This window comes from Vibrio cionasavignyae, from assembly GCF_050337155.1.
Classification (GTDB): domain Bacteria; phylum Pseudomonadota; class Gammaproteobacteria; order Enterobacterales; family Vibrionaceae; genus Vibrio; species Vibrio nomapromontoriensis.
On sequence record NZ_JAKJSR010000031.1, the window covers coordinates 53,103 to 74,647 of the forward strand.

General features: G+C 45.1%; 16 protein-coding genes and 1 tRNA gene. 6 read left to right on the top strand and 11 right to left on the bottom strand.

Annotated elements, in window-relative coordinates:
* Positions 1-58 precede the first annotated feature (58 nt).
* Together L4D74_RS22140 and fdhF are read right to left on the bottom strand one after the other, a co-directional pair.
* Positions 59-1,516: a protein adenylyltransferase SelO gene (locus L4D74_RS22140; protein ID WP_428754652.1), complete on the bottom strand. Its 1,458-nt coding sequence runs from the start codon at positions 1,514-1,516 to the stop codon at positions 59-61.
* 495 nt (positions 1,517-2,011) lie between these two features.
* Positions 2,012-6,127: a formate dehydrogenase subunit alpha gene (fdhF, locus tag L4D74_RS22145; protein ID WP_428754653.1), complete on the bottom strand. Its 4,116-nt coding sequence runs from the start codon at positions 6,125-6,127 to the stop codon at positions 2,012-2,014.
* Between the two features lie 451 nt (positions 6,128-6,578).
* Here fdhF and L4D74_RS22150 point away from each other — a divergent pair, with 451 nt between their 5' ends.
* A complete protein-coding gene (locus tag L4D74_RS22150; RefSeq protein WP_428754654.1) occupies positions 6,579-6,983 on the top strand; it encodes a hypothetical protein in 405 nt (134 codons plus the stop codon).
* Between the two features lie 167 nt (positions 6,984-7,150).
* Positions 7,151-9,460 carry an immune inhibitor A domain-containing protein gene (locus L4D74_RS22155; RefSeq protein ID WP_428754655.1) on the top strand — a complete coding sequence of 770 codons (2,310 nt, stop codon included), beginning with the start codon at positions 7,151-7,153 and terminating at the stop codon, positions 9,458-9,460.
* A 210-nt stretch (positions 9,461-9,670) separates the two neighbouring features.
* On the opposite strand, the gene L4D74_RS22160 is transcribed toward L4D74_RS22155, so the two are convergent.
* Positions 9,671-9,747 (bottom strand) — tRNA-Pro (locus L4D74_RS22160).
* 254 nt (positions 9,748-10,001) lie between these two features.
* Between L4D74_RS22160 and L4D74_RS22165 the strand changes: the two genes are divergently transcribed.
* The 3 genes from L4D74_RS22165 (at position 10,002) to rluF (ending at position 12,076) form a co-directional block, all read left to right on the top strand.
* Positions 10,002-10,142 carry a DUF3149 domain-containing protein gene (locus L4D74_RS22165; protein ID WP_428754656.1) on the top strand — a complete coding sequence of 47 codons (141 nt, stop codon included), beginning with the start codon at positions 10,002-10,004 and terminating at the stop codon, positions 10,140-10,142.
* A gap of 198 nt (positions 10,143-10,340) precedes the next feature.
* Entirely contained in the window at positions 10,341-10,922 is a 582-nt protein-coding gene (gene smrA, locus L4D74_RS22170; protein ID WP_428754657.1) for a DNA endonuclease SmrA, read from the top strand.
* A gap of 74 nt (positions 10,923-10,996) precedes the next feature.
* The gene (gene rluF, locus L4D74_RS22175; RefSeq protein ID WP_428754658.1) at positions 10,997-12,076 is read left to right on the top strand and encodes a 23S rRNA pseudouridine(2604) synthase RluF; all 1,080 of its coding nucleotides are present in this window, start codon (positions 10,997-10,999) and stop codon (positions 12,074-12,076) included.
* A gap of 64 nt (positions 12,077-12,140) precedes the next feature.
* Here rluF and ybaK read toward each other — a convergent pair whose 3' ends face one another.
* Together ybaK and ushA are read right to left on the bottom strand one after the other, a co-directional pair.
* The gene (ybaK, locus tag L4D74_RS22180) at positions 12,141-12,617 is read right to left on the bottom strand and encodes a Cys-tRNA(Pro) deacylase (protein WP_265675936.1); all 477 of its coding nucleotides are present in this window, start codon (positions 12,615-12,617) and stop codon (positions 12,141-12,143) included.
* An 84-nt stretch (positions 12,618-12,701) separates the two neighbouring features.
* Positions 12,702-14,369: a bifunctional UDP-sugar hydrolase/5'-nucleotidase UshA gene (ushA, locus tag L4D74_RS22185; RefSeq protein ID WP_428754659.1), complete on the bottom strand. Its 1,668-nt coding sequence runs from the start codon at positions 14,367-14,369 to the stop codon at positions 12,702-12,704.
* A 490-nt stretch (positions 14,370-14,859) separates the two neighbouring features.
* On the opposite strand from ushA, the gene L4D74_RS22190 reads away from it, so the two are divergent.
* Positions 14,860-16,002, top strand: a complete 1,143-nt coding sequence (locus L4D74_RS22190; protein WP_428754660.1) for a GGDEF domain-containing protein — start codon at positions 14,860-14,862, stop codon at positions 16,000-16,002.
* A gap of 92 nt (positions 16,003-16,094) precedes the next feature.
* Here the strand turns inward: L4D74_RS22190 and kdsA are convergent, their stop codons facing one another.
* From kdsA to hemA, 6 genes are all read right to left on the bottom strand, one after another.
* Positions 16,095-16,946: a 3-deoxy-8-phosphooctulonate synthase gene (gene kdsA / locus L4D74_RS22195; protein WP_265675939.1), complete on the bottom strand. Its 852-nt coding sequence runs from the start codon at positions 16,944-16,946 to the stop codon at positions 16,095-16,097.
* Between the two features lie 16 nt (positions 16,947-16,962).
* Complete coding sequence (locus tag L4D74_RS22200; RefSeq protein ID WP_428754661.1) at positions 16,963-17,772, bottom strand: SirB1 family protein; 810 nt, start codon at positions 17,770-17,772, stop codon at positions 16,963-16,965.
* A gap of 3 nt (positions 17,773-17,775) precedes the next feature.
* Positions 17,776-18,159 carry a SirB2 family protein gene (locus L4D74_RS22205; RefSeq protein WP_428754662.1) on the bottom strand — a complete coding sequence of 128 codons (384 nt, stop codon included), beginning with the start codon at positions 18,157-18,159 and terminating at the stop codon, positions 17,776-17,778.
* 116 nt (positions 18,160-18,275) lie between these two features.
* Positions 18,276-19,127, bottom strand: a complete 852-nt coding sequence (prmC, locus tag L4D74_RS22210) for a peptide chain release factor N(5)-glutamine methyltransferase (protein ID WP_428754663.1) — start codon at positions 19,125-19,127, stop codon at positions 18,276-18,278.
* Positions 19,128-19,130: 3 nt separating this feature from the next.
* Positions 19,131-20,219: a peptide chain release factor 1 gene (prfA, locus tag L4D74_RS22215; RefSeq protein ID WP_428754664.1), complete on the bottom strand. Its 1,089-nt coding sequence runs from the start codon at positions 20,217-20,219 to the stop codon at positions 19,131-19,133.
* 27 nt (positions 20,220-20,246) lie between these two features.
* Positions 20,247-21,506: a glutamyl-tRNA reductase gene (gene hemA, locus L4D74_RS22220; RefSeq protein WP_428754665.1), complete on the bottom strand. Its 1,260-nt coding sequence runs from the start codon at positions 21,504-21,506 to the stop codon at positions 20,247-20,249.
* Positions 21,507-21,545 lie beyond the last annotated feature (39 nt).

Consider the following 21,545-nt stretch of genomic DNA (forward strand, 5'->3'; position numbering starts at 1 on the left):
CACGAAAGTGATACTTAACAAGCCATGTAAAAACTGATAGCACAAAAAGTATTCAACTTTATGAAGAGCAACTGATCTCCATTTTTTTCCCCCAGTTTGGTGGGGGCGCCGCTAAGGCTGCTGATTCGGGATGTTCATCGTAGGGCGTTGTTAATACCTTGAACAGTGTATTAACTAAGTGAAAATTGCCCTGCTCCGCCTCTTCGATGGCTTGTTGAGCCAAATAATTACGCAGTATGTATTTGGGATTTACCGCGCGCATTCCATCACAACGTTCATCAACAGATAACGGCTCTAGCGTTGCCCGAGCCTGATAACGTTGCAACCATTTTTCTGCTTCAGTTTTATCATTGAACAAGTCCAGTACTGGTGTCTTTCCGCTAGTATCTAGGTTAGAAAGCGTTCTAAAGAACAGCGTAAAATCGACCTGATGACGCTCAATAAATTCAAATGCATCATTAAAAAACACACCATCTTCGCTCTGTTTCGTCAATAACCCAAACTTGGCGCGCATCTGTTGGCTGTATTCGCTCTGTAAGGTAGCGGTGAACCCTTCAAGCGCGTTATCCAGCTCCGCTCGCTCGATAAATGGTGACAATGCATGTGCTAAAGCGGTTAAGTTCCACAACGCAATGGAAGGCTGATTGTCAAACGCATAGCGCCCCTGATAATCGGAGTGATTGCAAATATAGCTAGGCTCATAGTCATCGAGAAAAGCAAACGGTCCGTAGTCAAACGTTTGTCCTAGCACCGACATGTTATCGGTATTCATCACACCATGAGCAAAACCAACCGACTGCCACTGGGCGATCATCTGCGCAGTTTTTGTCACGACTTGATTGAAAAAATACGCATAAGGGTGAGCCTGATTCAGACTGTCTGGAAAATGCCATTCAATCACCTTATCTAGCAGTAGTTTTAGTTCGCTATGTTGTCCGGTGTAAAAGAAATGTTCGAAATGACCGAAGCGAATATGCGTTTCCGCAACCCTCACTAGCATCGCTCCCTGTTCAACACGCTCTCGATAGACTAGAGTCTCGCTGACCATCATGCCCAATGCTCGGGTTGTTGGGATACCTAGCCCATGCATGGCTTCACTACATAAATACTCTCGAATCGTTGAACGAAGTACTGCCCGCCCATCTCCCATCCGAGAATACGGTGTTTTCCCCGCCCCTTTAATATGAATGTCTTGATAAACACCATTTTTGTCTTCTATCTCACCAAGGAGTAATCCACGACCGTCACCTAAATCAGGGTTATAGACCCCAAATTGATGTCCAGCGTATTTCATTGCCAGCGGCGATAGGGAATCAATGGACTCCATTCCAGACAATACTGCTAATAGCTCTGGGTAATCATCAACGTGCCGCGGCAATCTTAACTGCGTGGCAAGATCACTATTCCAAGCCACCCATTGCGGCGCCAAAAGCGGCGTTGGATTCACGGGAGTATAAAAGCTCGCGGGAAATTCAGTAAAGCGCGTGGAGAGATGAATACTATCCCAAACCGACATAGGTAAACCCTTTTACAGCAAATATGGTGTAATTAGAGTATAGCGATAAGATTGTAATAAAAAAGCAACAAAAAGAAGGGTCTTTTGCCTAGAGGAGCACCCAGAAGCCAATGTTTAATTGGAATTTGAACTGTCCTCTAAGAAAGCAGGTAGGGTTAGATTAGCGCGAGAATGGCAACCACTGAACCTAGTGAAAATAAGCAAGTACGGCTAATCACGCCAAAATTTGAATGTTGGATCATTTCATGATGCATAGGCAATTTCTCCTTTTTATTACACTACAATTACAATTTAGTACGAAGTGGCCATTTATTCAATATTATTGATGCAAATCTTTGAATTCGTACCAACAAAATAATACCAAACACGATAAGTACAGCGATAACCATAGAGAAAAGCGAGAATTAGGTGTGTCCCAATTCTCGCTTGAGCATTAAACAACCTCTATCTATTCAAAACAGATCGTTAACCTTATTTCCGTGCCAACCACTCATTTTAATGTGAAAACTCGGGCTGTTTTTCTAAACGAACCGCTGATACCTTAAATTCCGGGATTTTGGCATAAGGGTCCGTTGCGGTGTTGGTAAGTTTGTTCGCCGCCGATTCTGCAAAATGGAATGGAACAAATACCACGCCAGCTTGCATCCGCTTAGTGACAAACGCAGGCGCTGATATTTCGCCACGGCGAGATACCAACACTACCGGTTCACCATTAGCGATACCAAGACGCTCTGCATCTTCAACACTGATCATCACTCGTGGGCCCGCTAGATTATCTAATCCTTTCGTTTTTCTCGTCATGGTTCCGGTATGGAATTGCTCGAGTAGTCGCCCCGTTGTTAATGTCAGCGGAAACTCTTCGTCCGGCAGTTCTGCCGCGTACTCAAACGCTATCGCCGCCATGGCGCCTTTACCACGAATAAATTGGTCTTTATGCATGATACGAGTACCAAATGGTTTCACATCATTACACGGCCATTGCAGCCCATTACCACCAATCGACTCCCATCGAATCCCTTTATATTGAGGGGTGACCTGCGATATTTCTTCGGTAATATCTTGCACCGTTTGATAATTCCATTCTCCGCCCATCGCGTTAGCGATATCTTGGATAATTCGCCAATCTTCCATAGCATCACCCGGCGCTTTAACTGCCGGTACTAAACGCTGTACCCGTCTTTCGGTATTAGTAAAGTGCCCGGCTTTTTCTGCAAACGAGTATGATGGTAAGACGACATCCGCTAACGCCGCGGTTTCAGTTAAGAAAATGTCTTGAACCACTAGGAAATCTAAGGCTTTTAAACCCTTAAGTACATGAGCTTGATCAGGGTCGCTCAGCACTGGGTTTTCCCCCATAACGTACAAGGCTTTCATATCACCGTCACAAGCGGCATCAATAATTTCAGTTAACGTCAAACCCTGTTCGGTCGGCAATGTGTCGCTTTGCCACGCCTGAGCAAACTTTTCTTGAACATCAGGACGTGTCACCTTTTGATAGCCTGGATAATCTGTCGGCAATGCGCCCATATCACACGAGCCCTGCACATTAGATTGGCCACGAAGTGGATTAATACCGCCCCCTTCTACCCCAACATTTCCACATAACATTTGTAAGTTGGCGATCGAGCGAACGTTGTCGTGCCCTGTTGTATGCTGAGTGATACCCATTGAATAGAATACTGAGCTCACGCTTGCAGTACCTATTATCTTGGCCATTTTTTCAATGTCTGCTTTCGGTACGCCAGTAATCAGCTCTGCATTGCTTGAAGAATACGTTGGCTTACTGACCTCCGCGAGTAGCGCCTCATATCCTTCCGTTCGTTCGGCAATATACGCCTCGTCTTGCCAACCATTAAGTACGATTTGATGCATGATGGCATTGAGTAACATTACATCGGTACCCGGACGATGGCGCAGGTAAAGCTCAGCATGATCAGCCATATCAATACGTTTTGGATCCGCAACAACCAAGCTAGCGCCATTCGCGACTGCCTGCTTAATATGAGAGCCAATAATAGGATGGGCGGCACTGGTATCTGAGCCAATAATAAAGATCACATCCGAATGTTTGATGCTCGGGATATCATTGGTCATTGCCCCGCTACCAAACGCCGCCTCTAACCCTGTAACGGTAGAAGAGTGACAAAGTCGCGCACAGTGATCGATATTATTGGTGCCAAACTCACGGCGTAGCAGCTTTTGAAAGGCATAGTTATCTTCATTCGTTGTTTTTGCCGATGAGAATCCGGCAAGACTATCACTACCATGCATAGCTTTAATTTTGGCAAACTTACTGGCAACGTAATCAATCGTCTCCGGCCAAGACGCAGGCTGAAGCTGGCCTGACTTACGGATCAACGGCGTAGTTAATCGCTCATCGCTGCCAATGAAATCAAAACCAAATCGCCCTTTTACGCACAGCATACCTTGGTTCACTGGCGAGGTTTTATCCCCTTTCACATAACGAATGGTATTACTTGCGGCATCCACATACAGCTCGACTCGGCAGCCAACACCACAATAAGTACAAATGGTTTTGACTGGTGTTAGCATCTCTATTCGGCTATGGGATTTATCACGCTTATCCACCAGCGCCCCTGTAGGACAGACTTGAACACAAGCACCACATTGCACACAGTTGCTGTCACCCATTAAAGCATTCTCCGGAAAGCTAGGACGGTGTGACGACTCTGAGAAATTCAAAATACCGTGTACTGACTCCGTTTGACACGCATGTACACAGGATCCGCAGCTGATACAACGGTTGGCATCAAATACAATGAATTCACTCGATTTGTCTACCGGAAACATTTTGCGTTCGTTGATATCAATCTCACGATAATCAACCTGATATTCTGTGGCGTAATCCCGAAGGTCGCACTGGGTATTAGCTTGGCAACCACACTCTAGACATCGCGCTGCTTCAGAAATGGCGCGTTCAGTGTCAATATCCAACTCCACTTCTTGGTATGTGGTTTGGCACGCTTCAACATCCAGCTGCTCAGCTTGCGCTCTCGGTCCCGCGTGCTCTTTCAAGTACTCGGTTTGTCGCACTAAGCTGATTCTTTCTGCTTTGTGGCTATTAAATGGCGTTTGCGTTGGCTTAAAGTGCCCTTGCAAAATAAACCGCTCAATCGCGTCGGCGGCTTTCTTACCATCCGCAATGGCTTCAATTGCCGTCGCAGGGCCTCGCCTAAAATCACCAATACTATAGATATTGTAACCGTGATGCATAGAGTCCGAGTCTGATGCAGCTGTTCCCCAGTCGGTAAGAGGCAGTGCATATTTGCCAGTTTTCAAGAAATCGGTTTCTGGCTTCTGTGACAGAGCAGAAATGACCGTATCGAAGGGCTCTACTATTGTTTTACCTGTAGATACAGGGCGTCGGCGCCCTGAACTATCAGGCTCTCCTAGCTCCATGATTTCTAGCTCAATATGGCTAACTCGCCCTTGAGAGTCCGCACTATTTTCTACTGGGTTGGTCAAAAATCGAAACTTAACTCCTTCCAATTCTGCCGCTTCAATTTCATGTAACTCTGCCGGCATTTCATTGCGAGTTCGTCGATAAATAATCGTCGTCTCCGCGCCCTCACGGATTGCGGTTCTCGCACAATCTATCGCCGTATTACCACCGCCAATAACGGCGACTTTATTACCGACCTTAAAGGCTTGATTCGTCATTATGTCTTTAAGAAAATCGACACCAAGTATGCAACCTGACAAGTCCGAACCGGGATAAGGCATGTTGACGGCCTTAGTTGCGCCAACAGCAAGACAAACCGCTTCATAGTTTTCGGTTAACTCATCCAGCGTCATATCATTGCCCAACTTAGTGTTGGTGTGGAGACGCATACCACCACGACACATAACTTCAATTTCTTTATCTAAAATATGTTTCGGTAATCGATATTCTGGGATGCCATAACGTAGCCAACCACCCGCCTCTGGCATCGACTCAAAGACATCAACCGCAAAGCCCTGATAACTCAGATAGTAACCGCACGCCAAACCGCCCGGCCCCGCACCAACGATCGCCACTCGATGGCCGTTATACGGCAATTTTTCCGGTTCGAACTGTTCGCTAAGAGACAGGTCAATATCAGCCGCATGGCGCTTTAACTGTCGAATCGCCACAGGTTCATCGACTAAGCTGCGTCGACACTCATGCTCACAAAACGCCGGGCACACTCGGCCTATTGAAATAGGCATTGGTAGCGTGTCTTTAATGACTTCCACCGCTTTAATGTGATCATCTTGCGCAATATGATGAAGGTAGGTTTGGATATCGACATGCGCAGGGCACGCCACCTTACAAGGTGCCTCACAATCGGCATTATGATCGGCAAAGATACGATTAAGCGCTTGGCGACGAAGGGTATTAATTTGCGCGGATTGTGTAACAACGGTCATGCCATCTTCTATGTCCGTTTCGCAAGCTTTGACGATGCCTTGCCCGACGATTTCAACCACACACAAATCGCACGACTGTTTATCGTTATGCTGACTAATAGAACAAAGGGATGGGACATCAACGTGAATGTCTTTGGCGACATCTAAAATGCTTTTACGCTGACGCAGCAGATACGGTTGACCATTGATTGTTACATTCATATAGAACTATCTCTTTTAAATCACTGAAACGCGTCCACTGAGGTCATGCATTCCGGCAAAGCGGTGCCTTGCCAGGCTATTCGGTAACCACACTGGATTGATAATCGCGAGACAATTAATCATACCAGTGCATACAAGTCCACACGACGGGTAAGGACTTAAGAATAAAACGCATGACGAACCATCAGTAAGGTTCTGATTAATAGGGTTGTTGCACAGTGGTCGAACTAGTTTAAAAAAGAATTCTTGGCGCTCTCTAGGGGTCTCTCATTGAGAGAGATTTATAAATAGGAGCATACTCACTAAAGTATAACCTTACATTTGAAAAGGATAAATGATACGACCCTAAAAACGAGATCTTACGTGGCGCATAATGGTAAATACCCGTTCTTTATCATTGCTATTCTCCTCCTCGTCAACAAAACAACTAAAAACACCACGAGGAATAAAAATGAAAATGTTCAAAGAAATCGCATTAAGCACCGTTATCACGACCATCGTTATGCTGAGTCTAAACGCTTCTTGGGATTGGGTTTTCATTGCAAGTTTAGAGGTTGCTGTACTCGCATCTATCATTTTGGCTAGCATGCTCAAAGGCGCGATATCACTCGAAAAAGTGATGGCGTCTTACTTCTTAACCCATAAAACGCTACCTAAACTAAAACGCGGCATTTCTTCTTACGTAATCCTTGTCGGCTCAAAATTTGTCGCTATGGGTATCATTGCTAGCGTTTTCGGCCAGCACGTCGCCTTTACCGGCGCATTTGGTGGCGTTGTCGCTTTCTTTGCTATTATTTTTGCCGTGCTTGGTATCGAGTCATTACTTGCCCGCTTTCATTCACAAGCAAGCGCGTAAGGGGGATGTCCCCCTGCAAATAATAACGGTTTGCACACAATCAAAATGTAAGTGATTTCTATCAATTACATATCTGTATATCGCAACTCGAAACACACGCATTTACGCAACCTTTCCTTAACAACTTACATTAGCATTGCTGCGACTATTATAACCAAGGAACCGTTATGAATCGCATCACGCTACTCGCAACTTGTATCGCAGGAGTCATTTCTCCCGCGTTACTCGTTGCCGCCCCAGCGGCACCAACACGATCAATAGATCTCAATACTATTAATCATGAGCATATATTAAACACACTCAATGGCACGACAATACTTGCCGCAAGTGAAGAAGCAGACGCAGAGCAAGCACTGCATCACCATTTGAACCACCACCAACACCTTAATGACACCGGTGCTCTCGATGACTATGAACAGAGAAGAAATCAGCGTTTACGCCAAATGATGACTGGCTCATCACTCACAATGACTGAAAGTACAGCGACAAATAATGAAACCGGCGTACACACCGTTCTCAAAGCAGGCGCATGGAACGGGCCCATAACAAGAGACAAAGTTCTCGCTCTACTGATAGAGTTCCCCGATTACCCCGTCAATACCGTCACCGCCGATGAAACATCCAACTACTACGATGATTACCCCGCAACGCACTACGCTGACATGTTATTTGGGCAGCAGGGGTATGTGGGCAGCAACGGAGAAACACTCCTGTCAATGGTGCAGTTTTATGAAGCCCAAAGTGGCGGCTCATATAGCCAATATGGCGAAGTGTCTGGTTGGTATACTGCACAATTCCCCGCCGCCTATTACGGGGCGCAAAATGGCTCAATTAATGATATTAATGCACGAGCACTCGTTAGAGAGGCATTGCTCGCTGCTGACAAAGACCCCAATATCAATTTAAGTGATTTTGATCTCGAAGATCGATACGACATCGATGGCGATGGAAACTTACGAGAACCAGACGGTCTCGTTGACCATGTGATGATTTTTCACTCTGCTGTTGGACAAGAGGCAGGAGGCGGCGCCCTCGGTTCAGATGCCATCTGGTCCCATAGGTGGAACCTTGGAAGCTTACAACTTCTTCCGAACTCTCCCGCAACCGTACCAAACTGGAACGGGCTAATGGCGGCGTACGACTATACCATTCAACCGATTGACGCTGCTGCTGGCGTGGCTGCACATGAATATGGCCATGATCTCGGCCTGCCTGACGAATATGACACTGTGTATGGGCAAGACGAATATGGCACAACCCCGGGAGAGCCCGTTTCTTACTGGTCTATCATGTCATCGGGTTCATGGGCGGGTCTCATTCCAGGTAGTGAACCGACGGCGTTCAGTCCATGGGCTCGCGAGTTTCTTCAGCGTTCTCTAGGCGGAAATTGGTTCAACGTCAAAACGGTGTCCTCTGAGGCGCTTACCACACAACCTCAACGCTTTGAGCTTACTCACGCAGCAAACCGAAATGAAAAGCTCGATGCAATTAAAGTCGAGCTCCCTAATAAATCAGTAAAAGAAATTGACCCTATTGGCTCTCATGCTTATTTCTCAGGACGAGGAAATAACCTTAATACGCTAGCATCCTTTGAGGTTGATTTAACTCAAGCCAGCACTGCGACGCTCTCTTTCATGGTGCATTACAGCATCGAACAAGATTACGATTTTGGACGAGTTCTCGTCAATGGCGCACCGATTGCTGGAAGTATCACCACCGATAGTGATCCATTTCAAACCGGACATGGCATTGGGTTTACCGGGCAATCTGATGGCTGGCAACCAGCAACGTTCGACTTGTCTGCATACGCAGGCCAATCCGTTACCATTAGCTTTAACTACTTTACCGATCTGGGGTATATCGATGATGGATTTTGGTTTGATGATGTCAGCGTCACTAGTGAAAATGGCATCATTAAACAGTTTTCAGCAGAAAATGAAGAACCTGACCTCACCTTGCTGGGTATGACACGAAACTCTGGTTCATTTGAGTATGAACATTATTATTTAGTGGAATGGCGTCAACACCAAGGAGTGGATAAAGGCCTAGCGCATATCAATCGTAGTGGTAGTTTAATGAGCTTTGATCCCGGCATGGTCGTTTGGTATGTCGATACTTCCTTTACCGACAATGGTGTCACAAAACACCCAGGAGAAGGGTGGCTTGGTGTGGTAGACGCAGACCGAAATCCGCAAATTTGGAGTAATGGCACTCCTGCAACAACGCGATACCAAGTTCGAGATGCCGCCTTTAACATCCAAGCGGGTTCCATTATGAATTTACTCGATCGCATCGGCAATCAACTCCATGACCCGTACATCGTAGCAAACCCAATGTTTATTGATTGGGAGGATTATTCCAACCCAATTCGACCAGCCACAGGGAAACAATTGCCGCAATACGGCTTAATTTTTAATGTTGTTGCCCAGCACTCCAACGGTCGTGACGCCACACTGGAACTATCTAAAGTTTGGTAATACGAAACTAATCAAAAACTTCAGACGTAAAAAAGCCTCGTCATTTATGACGAGGCTTTAGAATGAGGTCAATAAAGAAAGCTTCCTCACGACAGGGCTTCCATTCGACTGGGCTCTGACCGCCAGATCACATGTGCACTTCTTTGACTCAAAGTTTTTGATATGCCAGAAAGCAAAAAACCTCGCTAAAAAGCGAGGTTTTTTTAAAGATGGTCGGTGAAGAGGGATTCGAACCCCCGACCCTCTGGTCCCAAACCAGATGCGCTACCAAGCTGCGCTATTCACCGAGATGTTGCGTTAAGTCTTCCTAAGCAACGGATGGGTATATTACTGATTATTTTTTTTGGCGCAAGTCATTTAGCACATCTTTTTTGTGCTAACCGTTCGTTTGCTTAACTAACGACCAGAAATAGTAAAACCGTGACTAAGCACACACAGTTAGCTACAAATATTTAACGAGTTGTTCTCATTTGATCCAGATCAGTGTCGCTCTTTTGGCCAGCCCGTAGCATTAAACTTGTCACGCAACTTTGGAGGAAACATGGAATTTTGGCTTGAACTCCTATTTGGTAATGCTATAGGCCTATCATCAATGATCGTTATTTTTGGTGCTTTAGGGCTTATGTTGTTTTACGGTGGTTTCTTCATCTATAAAGTAATGCATGACGAATCTCCTCACTAGAATCGCTTAGCTCCTACTCTAAGAACAGAAACATCTAAGATTAGAAACCGCTATGCACCGGAGTGAATCGCTTGTTCACTCCGGACTTTTATTTACCCCACGTATTTCACTACTCAATACTTTTTCCCCACCTCAAGCTTGGTATATACTCCGTTTATCCTTTTCCCTCACGTGTCGTGACCTATCCGAGATACTGCTATGTCTCAAGATAATGACCTAGAACTATTCCAACAAATGATGGGCGACGTTAAGCCACTGCAAAACGATACCGTCGAACTCAAAAAACCGCTGCAAATCTCCGAAGCCCAATTGGCAAAACGAGAAGCCGCGCTTTGGCTATCAGAGCAATGTCCAGACCATCTCTCTCTTGATTTTGCCCCACCACTTAAGCCAGAAGATATTATCGAATTCAAACGCAATGGCGTACAAGAAGGTGTTTACCGTAAACTTCGTCTAGGCAAGTATCCATTACAAGCTAAACTTGATTTACATAGACGAACTCTGAGCCAAGCCAGAGATGAAGTCATTGGGTTTCTGCAACAATGTATGCGTTTAGATGTGCGTACCCTTCTTATCGTACATGGCAAGGGAGAGCGCTCTAATCCGCCAGCATTGATAAAGAGCTACCTAGCCCATTGGCTTACTCAAATTAGAGATGTTCAGTGTGTGCATAGTGCTCAACAATTTCATGGGGGCAGTGGTGCGGTGTACGTTTTATTGCGAAAAAGCCAAGAAAAGAAGCTAGATAACCGAGAACGTCATCAAAAACGGACGAGTTAAGTGACTTGTCACTCACTTGAGTATAAAATACGCGACCTTATTTGTGTCTGACCAACCAAGAGTAATATAAACTCATGCCTAACTCTGCTGACGGTAAACGTCTTAATAAATACATCAGTGAAACTGGTTTTTGTTCTCGTCGTGAAGCCGACCGCTTGATTGAACAAAAACGCGTTACCATCAACGGCATCATTCCTGAAATGGGAACGAAAGTGCTTGCGGGTGACAATGTCGAAATCGATGGTAAGCCAGTTAAAAGCAAAGAAAAGCCTGTTTATATTGCCCTTAATAAGCCAACGGGTATCACTTGTACGACCGAACGTGATGTGCCGGGAAACATTGTTGATTTCATCGGACACAGCAAACGCATTTTCCCCATAGGTCGATTAGATAAACCCTCAGATGGGCTGATTTTCTTGACGAACGATGGCGACATCGTCAACAAGATTTTGCGGGCTGGAAATAACCACGAAAAAGAGTATGTGGTGCGTGTCGACAAACCCATTTCTAAAGAGTTTCTCAAAAACATGGGCTCTGGTGTCGCCATTCTAGATACCGTTACCCTACCTTGTAAGGTTGAGCAAGAAACGAAATTCTCATTTCGTATTACTCTAACTCAAGGCCTTAATCGCCAGATTCGTAGAATGTGTGAAGCATTAGGCTATGAAGTTCTAAAGCTACGTCGTGTACGTATCATGAACATTAGCATCGATGGTATCCCAAATGGCAAATGGCGCTACCTAAGTGAAGCCGAAGTTCAGGAAATTCATGCTTTGTGTGAGGACTCTTCAAGCACAGAAGAAGCCTCTAGAAAAGATGGTTCAGGCCGCCGCATCAATAAAGCGACCGATGCTAAGCTTCACGATGCTCGTATCGAAGCAAAACGCGAGAAGATGAAAACCTTTTCTGGTCATGGTGCTGATGAATTCAGACGTGGACCGAAGCAAAGTGACCGAAATAGCCAAGATGCTCGCGGTCACCAAAGTGGTCGCGGTAAGCAAGGCGAATATAATAAACAAGGTGATCGTAACAAACCGAACCACCGCAATCACTCGAATGTCACTCGTACGCATACTGACAGCAAACAACGCTCAAACGATACCTCTAGTAAGCCTAGAGCGCGAGTCAGCGGTACGCTATCACTTAAGAAGTAGTCACTTAAGAAGTAACCAAATTAACAGCCACTCCTTAACAAATAGCCACTGGCGACTTTAGCCACTAAGCTTCACACAAATTAGCGAATTGACCACGAGTTAGTGCTGCCAAATCATGCGGCGCTAACTCAATTTCTAGCCCTCTTTTCCCTGCACTCACGCACATGGTTTCTCTTGCTTCGGCACTCACATGAATAAACGTTGGCAACGCTTTCTTTTGACCAAGTGGGCTAATTCCACCTAAAACATACCCTGTCGTTTTCTGAGCGATCTCCTTGTCCGCCATTTCTGCTTTTTTACCGCCCGCCGCTTTAGCTGCCAACTTCAAATTCAATTTTTCTTCAACAGGAATAATTGCAACGGCAAGGTTTTTCGGTTCACCATTTAATGAAAAAAGCAGGGTTTTAAATACCGACTCAGGATCTTGCCCAAGCGCTTCAACCGCTTCTAATCCATAACTTTCATGCCTTGGATCATGATGATATTGGTGCACGACATGGGTGATTTTTTTCTTTTTGGCAAGGTTAATAGCAGGTGTCATAACAGTATTCCCAGACATTAAAAAAGCGGTACCGACAGTACCGCTTATTTATAACTGACTCATTCAAAAAGAGTCAATGCGTGATTATTTAATTTTGTAAACAATCTCGCCATTTGGCTGATACTTATTGACGTCAATTGGGCTATTCGCCTCTAAGTAGTCTTTTAGCACTTCTGCATCAACAAAACCGGTGTCAACATAACCAGGGTGGTTGTTGAGTTTTGGATAACCGTCACCACCAGCCGCATTGAAGCTAGGTACGGTGAACCGATACGTCGCTTTTGGATCTAACGCTTTGCCGTTAATCACCACGTCCGATACCGACTCTTTACCCACTGTCATTGAGATACCAGCAAACTGCGCATACGCACCAGAATCAACCGGTTTCAATGCGACTACATTTAAGTAATCTAACACTTCTGCACCTGACATATCGGTGTAAGTCACGATGTTACCAAATGGCTGAACCGTCAATACATCTTTATAAGTGACAGCACCTTCAGCAATAGAATCACGAACGCCGCCAGAGTTCATAACCGCAAAATCTGCTTTCGCACGTTCTTTATGAGCGGTACCGATTAAGCGACCAAGGTTTGTTTGACTGAAACGCACAACGTTACGGTCACCCTCTAACTTGCCGTTAGTCTCGGCGATTTCTGCGCTCAGCTGGCCTTGACCTTTTTCTTGGAAAGGCGTCAAAAATGCCAGTAGTTCTGCATCAGGCTGAATCTCTTCTTCGATCAACACACGCTGCTTCTTACCGTCAACTTTGATTTTTTTCTTCAAGTTCACAGGAATTAAATCATAGCTCACCATCTCTAGTTCACCATTCTTGAATTCATAGTCTGCACGACCCACGTACTTGCCCCACTCGTGTGCTTGAACAATCCACGTGCCATTTTGTGTATCGGGTTTACACTCGTCGGCAGGCTTAAAGTTTTTCTTCACCACATTTGGGCCTTCCATACAAACAGGCTCTTGTGAGTGACCACCGACAATCATGTCCAGATCGCCAGGCTCAAGGTAACGCGCCAGTGCCACATCACCCGGCGCATTCACACCGCGCTGACCATTTTCATAGTGACCCATGTGCGTCACGGCGAAAATAAGGTCTGGCTTTTCTGTTTCTTTCAGCTCAGCAATAAGCTTTTTCGCTTCCACTTTAGGGTCACGGAACTCAATGCCACCGATATATTCAGGGTTACCAATTTTCGCGGTATCTTCTGTTGTTAAACCAATAACCGCGATTTTTATACCCTGCTTATCAAACATTTGGTAAGCGTCGAACATACGCTCACCGGTTTTTTTGTCATAAATATTGGCAGATAGCATTGGGAAGTTTGCCCACTCTTTCTGCTTAAAAAGCACTTCAAGTGGATTGTCAAATTCATGGTTACCGAGTGCCATCGCGTCGTAACCAATTTTGCTCATGCCTTTAAAATCAGGCTCAGCATCCTGCAAATCGGATTCTGGTACACCAGTATTAATGTCGCCGCCAGAGAGTAGCAATAAGTTCCCCCCTTCTGCTTCAACCTGTGAACGAATATCATCGATCAACGTTTTACGCGCCGCCATGCCATATTCGCCATATTTGTTTTGCCAGAAACGACCGTGATGGTCATTGGTATGAAGTACAGTTAGCTTATACGTTTCATCTGCATTCCATTCGTGCTCTGGTTGAGTTGCGCATCCTGCAAGTGACGCGATGATTGCCGCACTAAGTACGGACTTAAACATAAGGCTCTTTTTCATTGTCATACCTTTGAACTTTGGAGAATTCCACTGCTTTAATTATTTTAGAGTAACTCACTATCATTAAGTTAGAGAGACTCACTATCTATGCTGAACAGTCAGTTTATGCTGAGAACGAATGAATAGACCGATCTTGAAACATCAGCAAAACTTGCGTTAGTTTAAATTAACCTATTAAACATAACATGTTGATTTCATTTTTATGATGCATTGGTCACAAGTTGCTGGGCAACTCTAGAAGTGGCTCGCACCATCACAATCAACATCGCTCATAACTTGGTTAATAACTAACGTTGATTGATTAAAAGATAAACCAACTCACCCCAAGAGTGTTAACCATTCCCAGCAAAGTTAAAGAGAACTAGGAGGAAACCGCTTTTACAACACAAAACGTGAACATTTATTACAAGGTGGTCATTGTAGTTTTACCAAACGGTCTATAGCCTACTCGCTATACTTATTATAATAAGCGTCACTCTAAGGATGTTCTTTGTTTTCTTTTTTGCACTTAACTAGCACGCTTCCATTTCAGGTGTTACGTTATCGCGTTTTTTTAGACTCGCAAATCTATCAGCCCTACTCACGATTTATGTACGGGGCGATTGCTGTTTTTTTGCTGTTTTCAATTTCCGATCTTCTGGTGTTACAGCAACACGGTCACATTATTGTCGCCGCTCGCTTTACTCTTGCTACCGTAGCGGCACTGTCCTTATATTTCGCATCCAAGAATCGATGGCGAGGCTTACCGATACTCGAGGTCAGTCTATTTGTCTGCGCTGGGCTCATTGTCCATCACGCTGGAATCATTGCGTTAAGTATCGGCAACACCAATTACCAAAGTGGTGGCATTCTATTAATGCTCTATATCGGCACGTTTTCTCGTCTTTCTTTTGGCTACTCACTGATCGCAATCGTCGGTGTCGTGCTTCCCTATGTGTTGTATTTACACCCAGCTCTGGTACTCCTAGATGAGGCTAAAGAGTACAACCATTATATGATTGTGCTCAGCACAGCGGTGTTTTGTATACTCGGCAGCTACCGTCGTGAGCTTGAAACAAAAAGGCGCTTTACTGAAATCCAACAAATTCGCAGTCAATCCATTCGTCTTTCTGCGTATTCAAAACGCCTCAAAAGTCTCAGCGAAACGGATGCACTCACCCAAACCAACAACCGACACTATTTAAACCTTTGGATTAACCAAGAAGATCACATACCGTCACCGTTCAACCTTGCATTCGTGATGCTAGATATCGACCGCTTTAAGCAAATCAATGATAGCTACGGTCATGATGTAGGTGATTCAGTCATAAAACAGGTGGCATCCGTATTGCTCGCGAATAAACCGCAAGAGGGCCAATTAATTCGTTATGGTGGAGAGGAGTTTTTGCTGATTTTCCCAGCAACCGATGTCAATACACTGGCCCATGACGTGGAATCAATACGAAAAAAGTGTTCTGAGGTAACGGCACAAGAAAGCGTTCACGCTACGGTATCGGCGGGCGTTTATCTAGCCAATGCTCAAAACGATACCATTTTGTCAGCAATCAACTATGCCGATAAGGCGCTTTACCAAGCGAAACAGTCTGGAAGAGATAAAACCGTCATACCACAGTTGGCAATTCAGCCTTATTAGACAACAAATATAGACAATGAGTGAGAAATCAAACATAAAAAAGGGTAAGTCACTGTGCGACTTACCCTTGTTAACTTTAACTCTGAACGAGATTAACGAATATCAATATGCTCAAAGCCTTTAATAAGATCGTCCAACGCTTTCATTTGCGCTAAGAACGGCTCTAGCTTATCCAGTGGTAATGCAGACGGACCGTCACACTTCGCCGCATCAGGGTTTGGGTGAGCTTCAATAAATAGACCAGCAATTCCCGTAGCCAAACCCGCTTTCGCCAGTTCAACGGTTTGCTCACGACGACCACCAGAGGCGGCACCAGAAGGGTCTCTCATCTGCAGAGAGTGCGTCACGTCAAAAATGATTGGACTACCATTCGAGACTTTTTTCATCACGCCAAAGCCCAGCATATCAACGACAAGATTGTCGTAACCATGGCATGCACCACGCTCACACAAGATAATTTTCTCGTTGCCGCATTCAGCAAATTTGTCCACGATGTTCCCTACTTGACCAGGGCTCATAAATTGCGGCTTCTTCACGTTAATGACGGCATCAGTTTTCGCCATCGCTTCAACGAGATCTGTTTGACGAGCTAAAAAAGCAGGGAGCTGAATCACATCAACCACATCCGCAACAGGCTGTGCTTGCGCTTCAGTATGAATATCGGTAATGATTTTTACGCCAAAGGTATCTTTCAGTTCTTGGAATATTTTCAACCCTTCTTCCAAACCTGGGCCACGATAAGAGTGTACTGAACTGCGGTTCGCTTTATCAAATGACGCTTTAAACACGTATGGAATGCCTAACTTTTCAGTGACTTTTACATAGTGCTCGCAAATCTGCATCGCCATATCACGAGATTCAAGCACGTTCATGCCTGCAAACAATGTAAATGGCTTGTCATTCGCGACTGGAATATCGCCTACGTGAACGGTTTTAACTGTCATTGGACTATCTCTAATTTTAGTGAAGGATTACAGGCGAGCGACTGATCGCAGAAACCTGTGTTTTCAGTAATTCAATTGCAGGATCATCAGGGCATTGATCAATAAAAAATTGAAAATCACTCGCGGCGATTTGATGACAATCTAACTGCTGGTATATGTAGCCTCTATCTCGAATCTCATAAGGATCGTCAGGCACAAAGGTAAGTGCCAAATCAGTGCAACGTAGCGCCAACGTGTACTTCTCTTCGCGTAATAGGGCACTTTTAAGCAAGGCTAACCAACGACCAATCACCGTTGGGTTGTCAGAACTCTCTAAATGCTTTGCTTCCAATTTCGCCAATGGCCCTTCATTACCAATCAACCAAGCTCGTAGTGTCGACTTTGCCACATACTCACCATCATATGGATTGATATAACAGGGTGCTTCATTGGGCCATGTTACCTTTAATAAAAATTGAGTCGGAAATGTGACTGCCTCAACAGGGAAGCCTAGCTTGCTGGCGAGATAGATCAAGATCGCCCCTAGACTTACTGGCACACCTTTTCTTCTTTCTAGCACTTTATCAATAAAAGCATTGTCAGATGAAAAATAGGCTTCCTTGTCACCACTAAAGTTCCACTCTCGATAGAACAATCTTAGCAATGCATCAAAGCGCTGCTTTTCATCGATTTCATGAGCCAAGGTTTGCTCTGCTTCTTTTAACAGACGTGCTAGCTCTAACTCAGCCCAGTGATGCTGTGTTTCTGGGTCAACGGCTTTATTTAATATTAATGCGCCTTCAACTAACGCGATCGCGTCAAAATCTTCATCAAACAGTTCGATCATCGTTTATCCCATCAAAAATGGCGTTTTCAGCATGGCGATTTTCGCTGCCATCATCAACCAACCTAACGCACCAAAAAAGGCACAAACTCTCAGTAAATTGTTCTTTGCAAGTTTTAGCGAGAAGAAAGCAAGTGCAAAGTATGCCAAGATACAAGTGACCTTCTCTGTCATCCACGGCGCCGCATCGGTAAACGGAATGAAGCCAGTTACCATAATTAAGCCAATACCAGACAACAACAACAATGAGTCATTGATATGGGGGAAACGCTTTAAAAATGGATGATTCACCTTAGATGAGTTCATCATGATCAAACCAAATCGCACAGACAGTAGCGCAACACTCAGTGCAATTGTCATTAAGTGGAAATGTTTTAGTCCTTCATACATAGCAACTTTACTCTCTGTTTTATGGTTATTATTGATTACTGGTTATTAACTGTTCGTAGTCTGTTCGTGCTTACCTACTGCTCTGACATACTTGTTTGTATGACCGTTACTCGCACTTACAACCACTGACCGAGCGTCACACGATCATTGCCCGCGTAGTCTTGCTCAGTCGTGACATTCTTAAATCCATTACTTAGCAATATTGTGCGAACCGCATCACCTTGCTCAAAACCGTGCTCAAACATCAACCAGCCATTTACCATCAAATGTTGAGGCGCATTTTCCGTAATGTACTCAATATCCGCAAGCCCATTGTTCTCAGCAACTAAGGCTGTAGCAGGTTCAAACCTTACGTCACCTTCCGATAGATGAGGATCATTTTTATCGATATAAGGGGGGTTTGAGACAATCATGCTAAACGTTTTGTCAGCGGCAATAGGGGTAAACCAGCTACCTTGATAAAATGACACATTGCTAAGGTTAAGTTTCGTGGCATTGCCTGTGGCTAAATCAACCGCTTCTTGCTGGTAATCGACCCCAACAAATTGGCGGCTCGGTAACTCTGACGCAAGCGCAAGGGCAATGGCGCCGGTGCCGGTACCTAAATCCAGCACATCTCCCTCTAAGGATTGTGCTTTATCTAAAGCCAACTCAACTAAGCGCTCGGTATCAGGTCGTGGAATTAAGGTACTAGAAGCCACATTTAATGGCAGTGACCAAAACTCTCGCTCACCAAGAATATAAGCCACTGGCTCACCTTGAACACGCCGTTTAAGTAGCAACTCAAACTGCACAGATTCATCGTCGGTTAGCTGTTTTTCTGGCCACGTGAGTAAATAGCTTCTTGGCTTATCCAGCGCGTGACAAAGTAGCACCGCCGCATCCAAAGAAGCAGATTCGCTACCCGATTCAGAAAGAACAAGCGATGCTCGTTTGAGCACCGCTTCGATAGAGTATTCCAAAGGCATAAATTAGTTATGCTCAGCTAGCGCCGCAAGTTGGTCTGCCTGATGCTCGGTTAGCACAGGATCAACTAAAGACTGCAAGTCGCCTTCCATAATTTCAGACAATCGATAAAGCGTCAGCGTAATACGGTGATCCGACACTCGACCTTGTGGGTAGTTGTAAGTACGGATACGGTCGCTACGATCGCCCGAGCCTAATAGATTGCGGCGAGTATCCGACACTTCAGCAGCACGTTTCGCTTCTTCAGCTTGCGTAATACGGGCAGCCAAAACCGCCATCGCTTTTGCTTTGTTCTTATGTTGTGAACGCTCGTCCTGACATTCTACTACCGTGCCTGTTGGCAAGTGAGTAATACGAATAGCAGAATCGGTCGTGTTGACGTGCTGACCACCCGCGCCTGAAGCTCGGAAAGTGTCAATTTTTAAATCCGCCGCTTTAATCTCAGGGATCTCAGCTTCTGGTACTTCAGCCATCACCGCAACCGTACACGCAGAGGTGTGAACACGACCTTGTGATTCTGTTGCAGGAACACGCTGCACACGGTGACCGCCTGATTCAAACTTAAGTACGCCATAAGCGCCTTCACCAGTCACTTTAGCGATCATTTCTTTAAAGCCACCTTGCTCTGAGATATTTGAGCTCATGACTTCAATACGCCAACCTTTCTTTTCAGCATAACGGCTGTACATACGGAATAAATCACCGGCAAAGATACCTGCTTCATCACCACCCGCACCTGCGCGAATTTCCAAGAAACAGTTACGATCATCATTTGGATCTTTAGGAAGCAGCAGTACTTGAAGCTCTTCTGTCAAACGTTCAATTGTGGCTTTAGACTCTGCTATCTCTTCTTGCGCCATTTCGCGCATCTCTTCATCGTCTTCCTTCGCCATCTCTTCAGCGGCAACAAGATCGTCTTGTGCTTGCTGGAAAGCTTGGAAACACTTGGTCACTTCTTCTAGCTGAGAATACTCTTTTGATAACGCTCGGAACTTATTCTGATCGCCAATCACGTCAGGGTCACCAAGCAGGTGTTGAACTTCTTCGTAACGTTCAACCAGAGTTTCCAATTTCATTAGGATGGAGGCTTTCATAATTGCAGTCTTATCTCAGAATATGGCTTATTTAGTTTGGTCTAATCCCAAACTTTGTCTAATAACCGTCAGCTTAGCAGGATCACCCTGCTCTGCGGCATCTTGCAGCGCCTTAGTTGGCGCATGAATAAGCTTGTTGGTTAATTTATTACTGAGCTCTAGCAGCACTTTCTCCGGATCGGTTCCTGTGGCTAGCGCTTGTAAACTTTTTGATAATAGATCTTGGCGAGTATCATTCGCTTGCTTGCGAAACTCTCGAATACTATCAACCGCTTGCAAAGAACGCATCCAAGTCATAAACAAGGCGCTTTCTTCACTAACAATGGCTTCTGCTTGAATCGCCTCGACTTTACGCTGTTCAATATTACCGTCGACAATAGATTGCAAATCATCAACGGTATAAAGGTAAGCATCATTGAGCTCACCCACTTGTGACTCTATGTCACGCGGAACGGCAATATCAATCAATAGCATTGGCTGGTAACGACGCTGCTTAATGGCGGTTTCTACCATCCCTTTACCGATAATAGGTAAAGGGCTCGCCGTCGAGCTAATCACGATATCCGCTTTCGGTAATACTTCAGGAATCTCATTGAGTGCAATAACTTGGGCACCAAACTGGGAAGCCAACACCTCGGCCCGTTCCTTCGTTCGGTTTGCCACAATCATTTGCTGGCAGCCGTGCCCTTGCAGATGCTTTGCTACCAGCTCAATGGTTTCACCAGCCCCAACCAATAACACAACTGAGTCGGCGATAGTTTCAAATATTTGCCTTGCCAAAGTGCACGCTGCGTACGCTACCGATACAGCACTGCTGCCAATCTCCGTTTCAGTACGAACACGTTTTGCTACCGAGAACACTTTTTGAAACAGTCTCTCGACATTGCCATCAACCGCACTGTGTTTTCGAGCATCTGCATACGCTTGCTTCACTTGCCCAAGTATTTGCGGCTCACCTAAAACTAGAGAATCTAGCCCACACGAAACACGCATCAGGTGTCTAATGGCAGCTTGTTCTTCATGAACATAAAGCGAAGGTTTTAATTCTTCCGCTGCTACTCCATGAAATTTAATCAGCCAGTCAATGAGTTGAGTTTTCCCGAAGCTGCCGGTATCGCAGTAAATTTCCGTACGGTTACACGTAGATAAAATCACTGACCCATTAACCTTGGTATTTTCTTTTAGCTCTTTCAGCGCTCTATCGAGTTTTTCAGGTGGAAACGCCACCTTCTCTCTAAGATCCACTGACGCTGTATTATGGTTGATACCAATGGTAAGCAATGACATGTAACGCAAATTCTCTGATACGGATTTGACAAATAGGTG

Coding starts and splice junctions, on each gene's coding strand:
- ybaK (WP_265675936.1), bottom strand. CDS start 12,617: ATGACACCTGCTATTAACCTTGCCAAAAAGAAAAAAATCACCCATGTC.
- kdsA (WP_265675939.1), bottom strand. CDS start 16,946: ATGACAGTTAAAACCGTTCACGTAGGCGATATTCCAGTCGCGAATGAC.
- prmC (WP_428754663.1), bottom strand. CDS start 19,127: ATGCCTTTGGAATACTCTATCGAAGCGGTGCTCAAACGAGCATCGCTT.
- prfA (WP_428754664.1), bottom strand. CDS start 20,219: ATGAAAGCCTCCATCCTAATGAAATTGGAAACTCTGGTTGAACGTTAC.
- hemA (WP_428754665.1), bottom strand. CDS start 21,506: ATGTCATTGCTTACCATTGGTATCAACCATAATACAGCGTCAGTGGAT.
- L4D74_RS22205 (WP_428754662.1), bottom strand. CDS start 18,159: ATGTATGAAGGACTAAAACATTTCCACTTAATGACAATTGCACTGAGT.
- ushA (WP_428754659.1), bottom strand. CDS start 14,369: ATGAAAAAGAGCCTTATGTTTAAGTCCGTACTTAGTGCGGCAATCATC.
- L4D74_RS22155 (WP_428754655.1), top strand. CDS start 7,151: ATGAATCGCATCACGCTACTCGCAACTTGTATCGCAGGAGTCATTTCT.
- smrA (WP_428754657.1), top strand. CDS start 10,341: ATGTCTCAAGATAATGACCTAGAACTATTCCAACAAATGATGGGCGAC.
- L4D74_RS22150 (WP_428754654.1), top strand. CDS start 6,579: ATGAAAATGTTCAAAGAAATCGCATTAAGCACCGTTATCACGACCATC.
- L4D74_RS22140 (WP_428754652.1), bottom strand. CDS start 1,516: ATGTCGGTTTGGGATAGTATTCATCTCTCCACGCGCTTTACTGAATTT.
- L4D74_RS22200 (WP_428754661.1), bottom strand. CDS start 17,772: ATGATCGAACTGTTTGATGAAGATTTTGACGCGATCGCGTTAGTTGAA.
- rluF (WP_428754658.1), top strand. CDS start 10,997: ATGCCTAACTCTGCTGACGGTAAACGTCTTAATAAATACATCAGTGAA.
- fdhF (WP_428754653.1), bottom strand. CDS start 6,127: ATGAATGTAACAATCAATGGTCAACCGTATCTGCTGCGTCAGCGTAAA.
- L4D74_RS22165 (WP_428754656.1), top strand. CDS start 10,002: ATGGAATTTTGGCTTGAACTCCTATTTGGTAATGCTATAGGCCTATCA.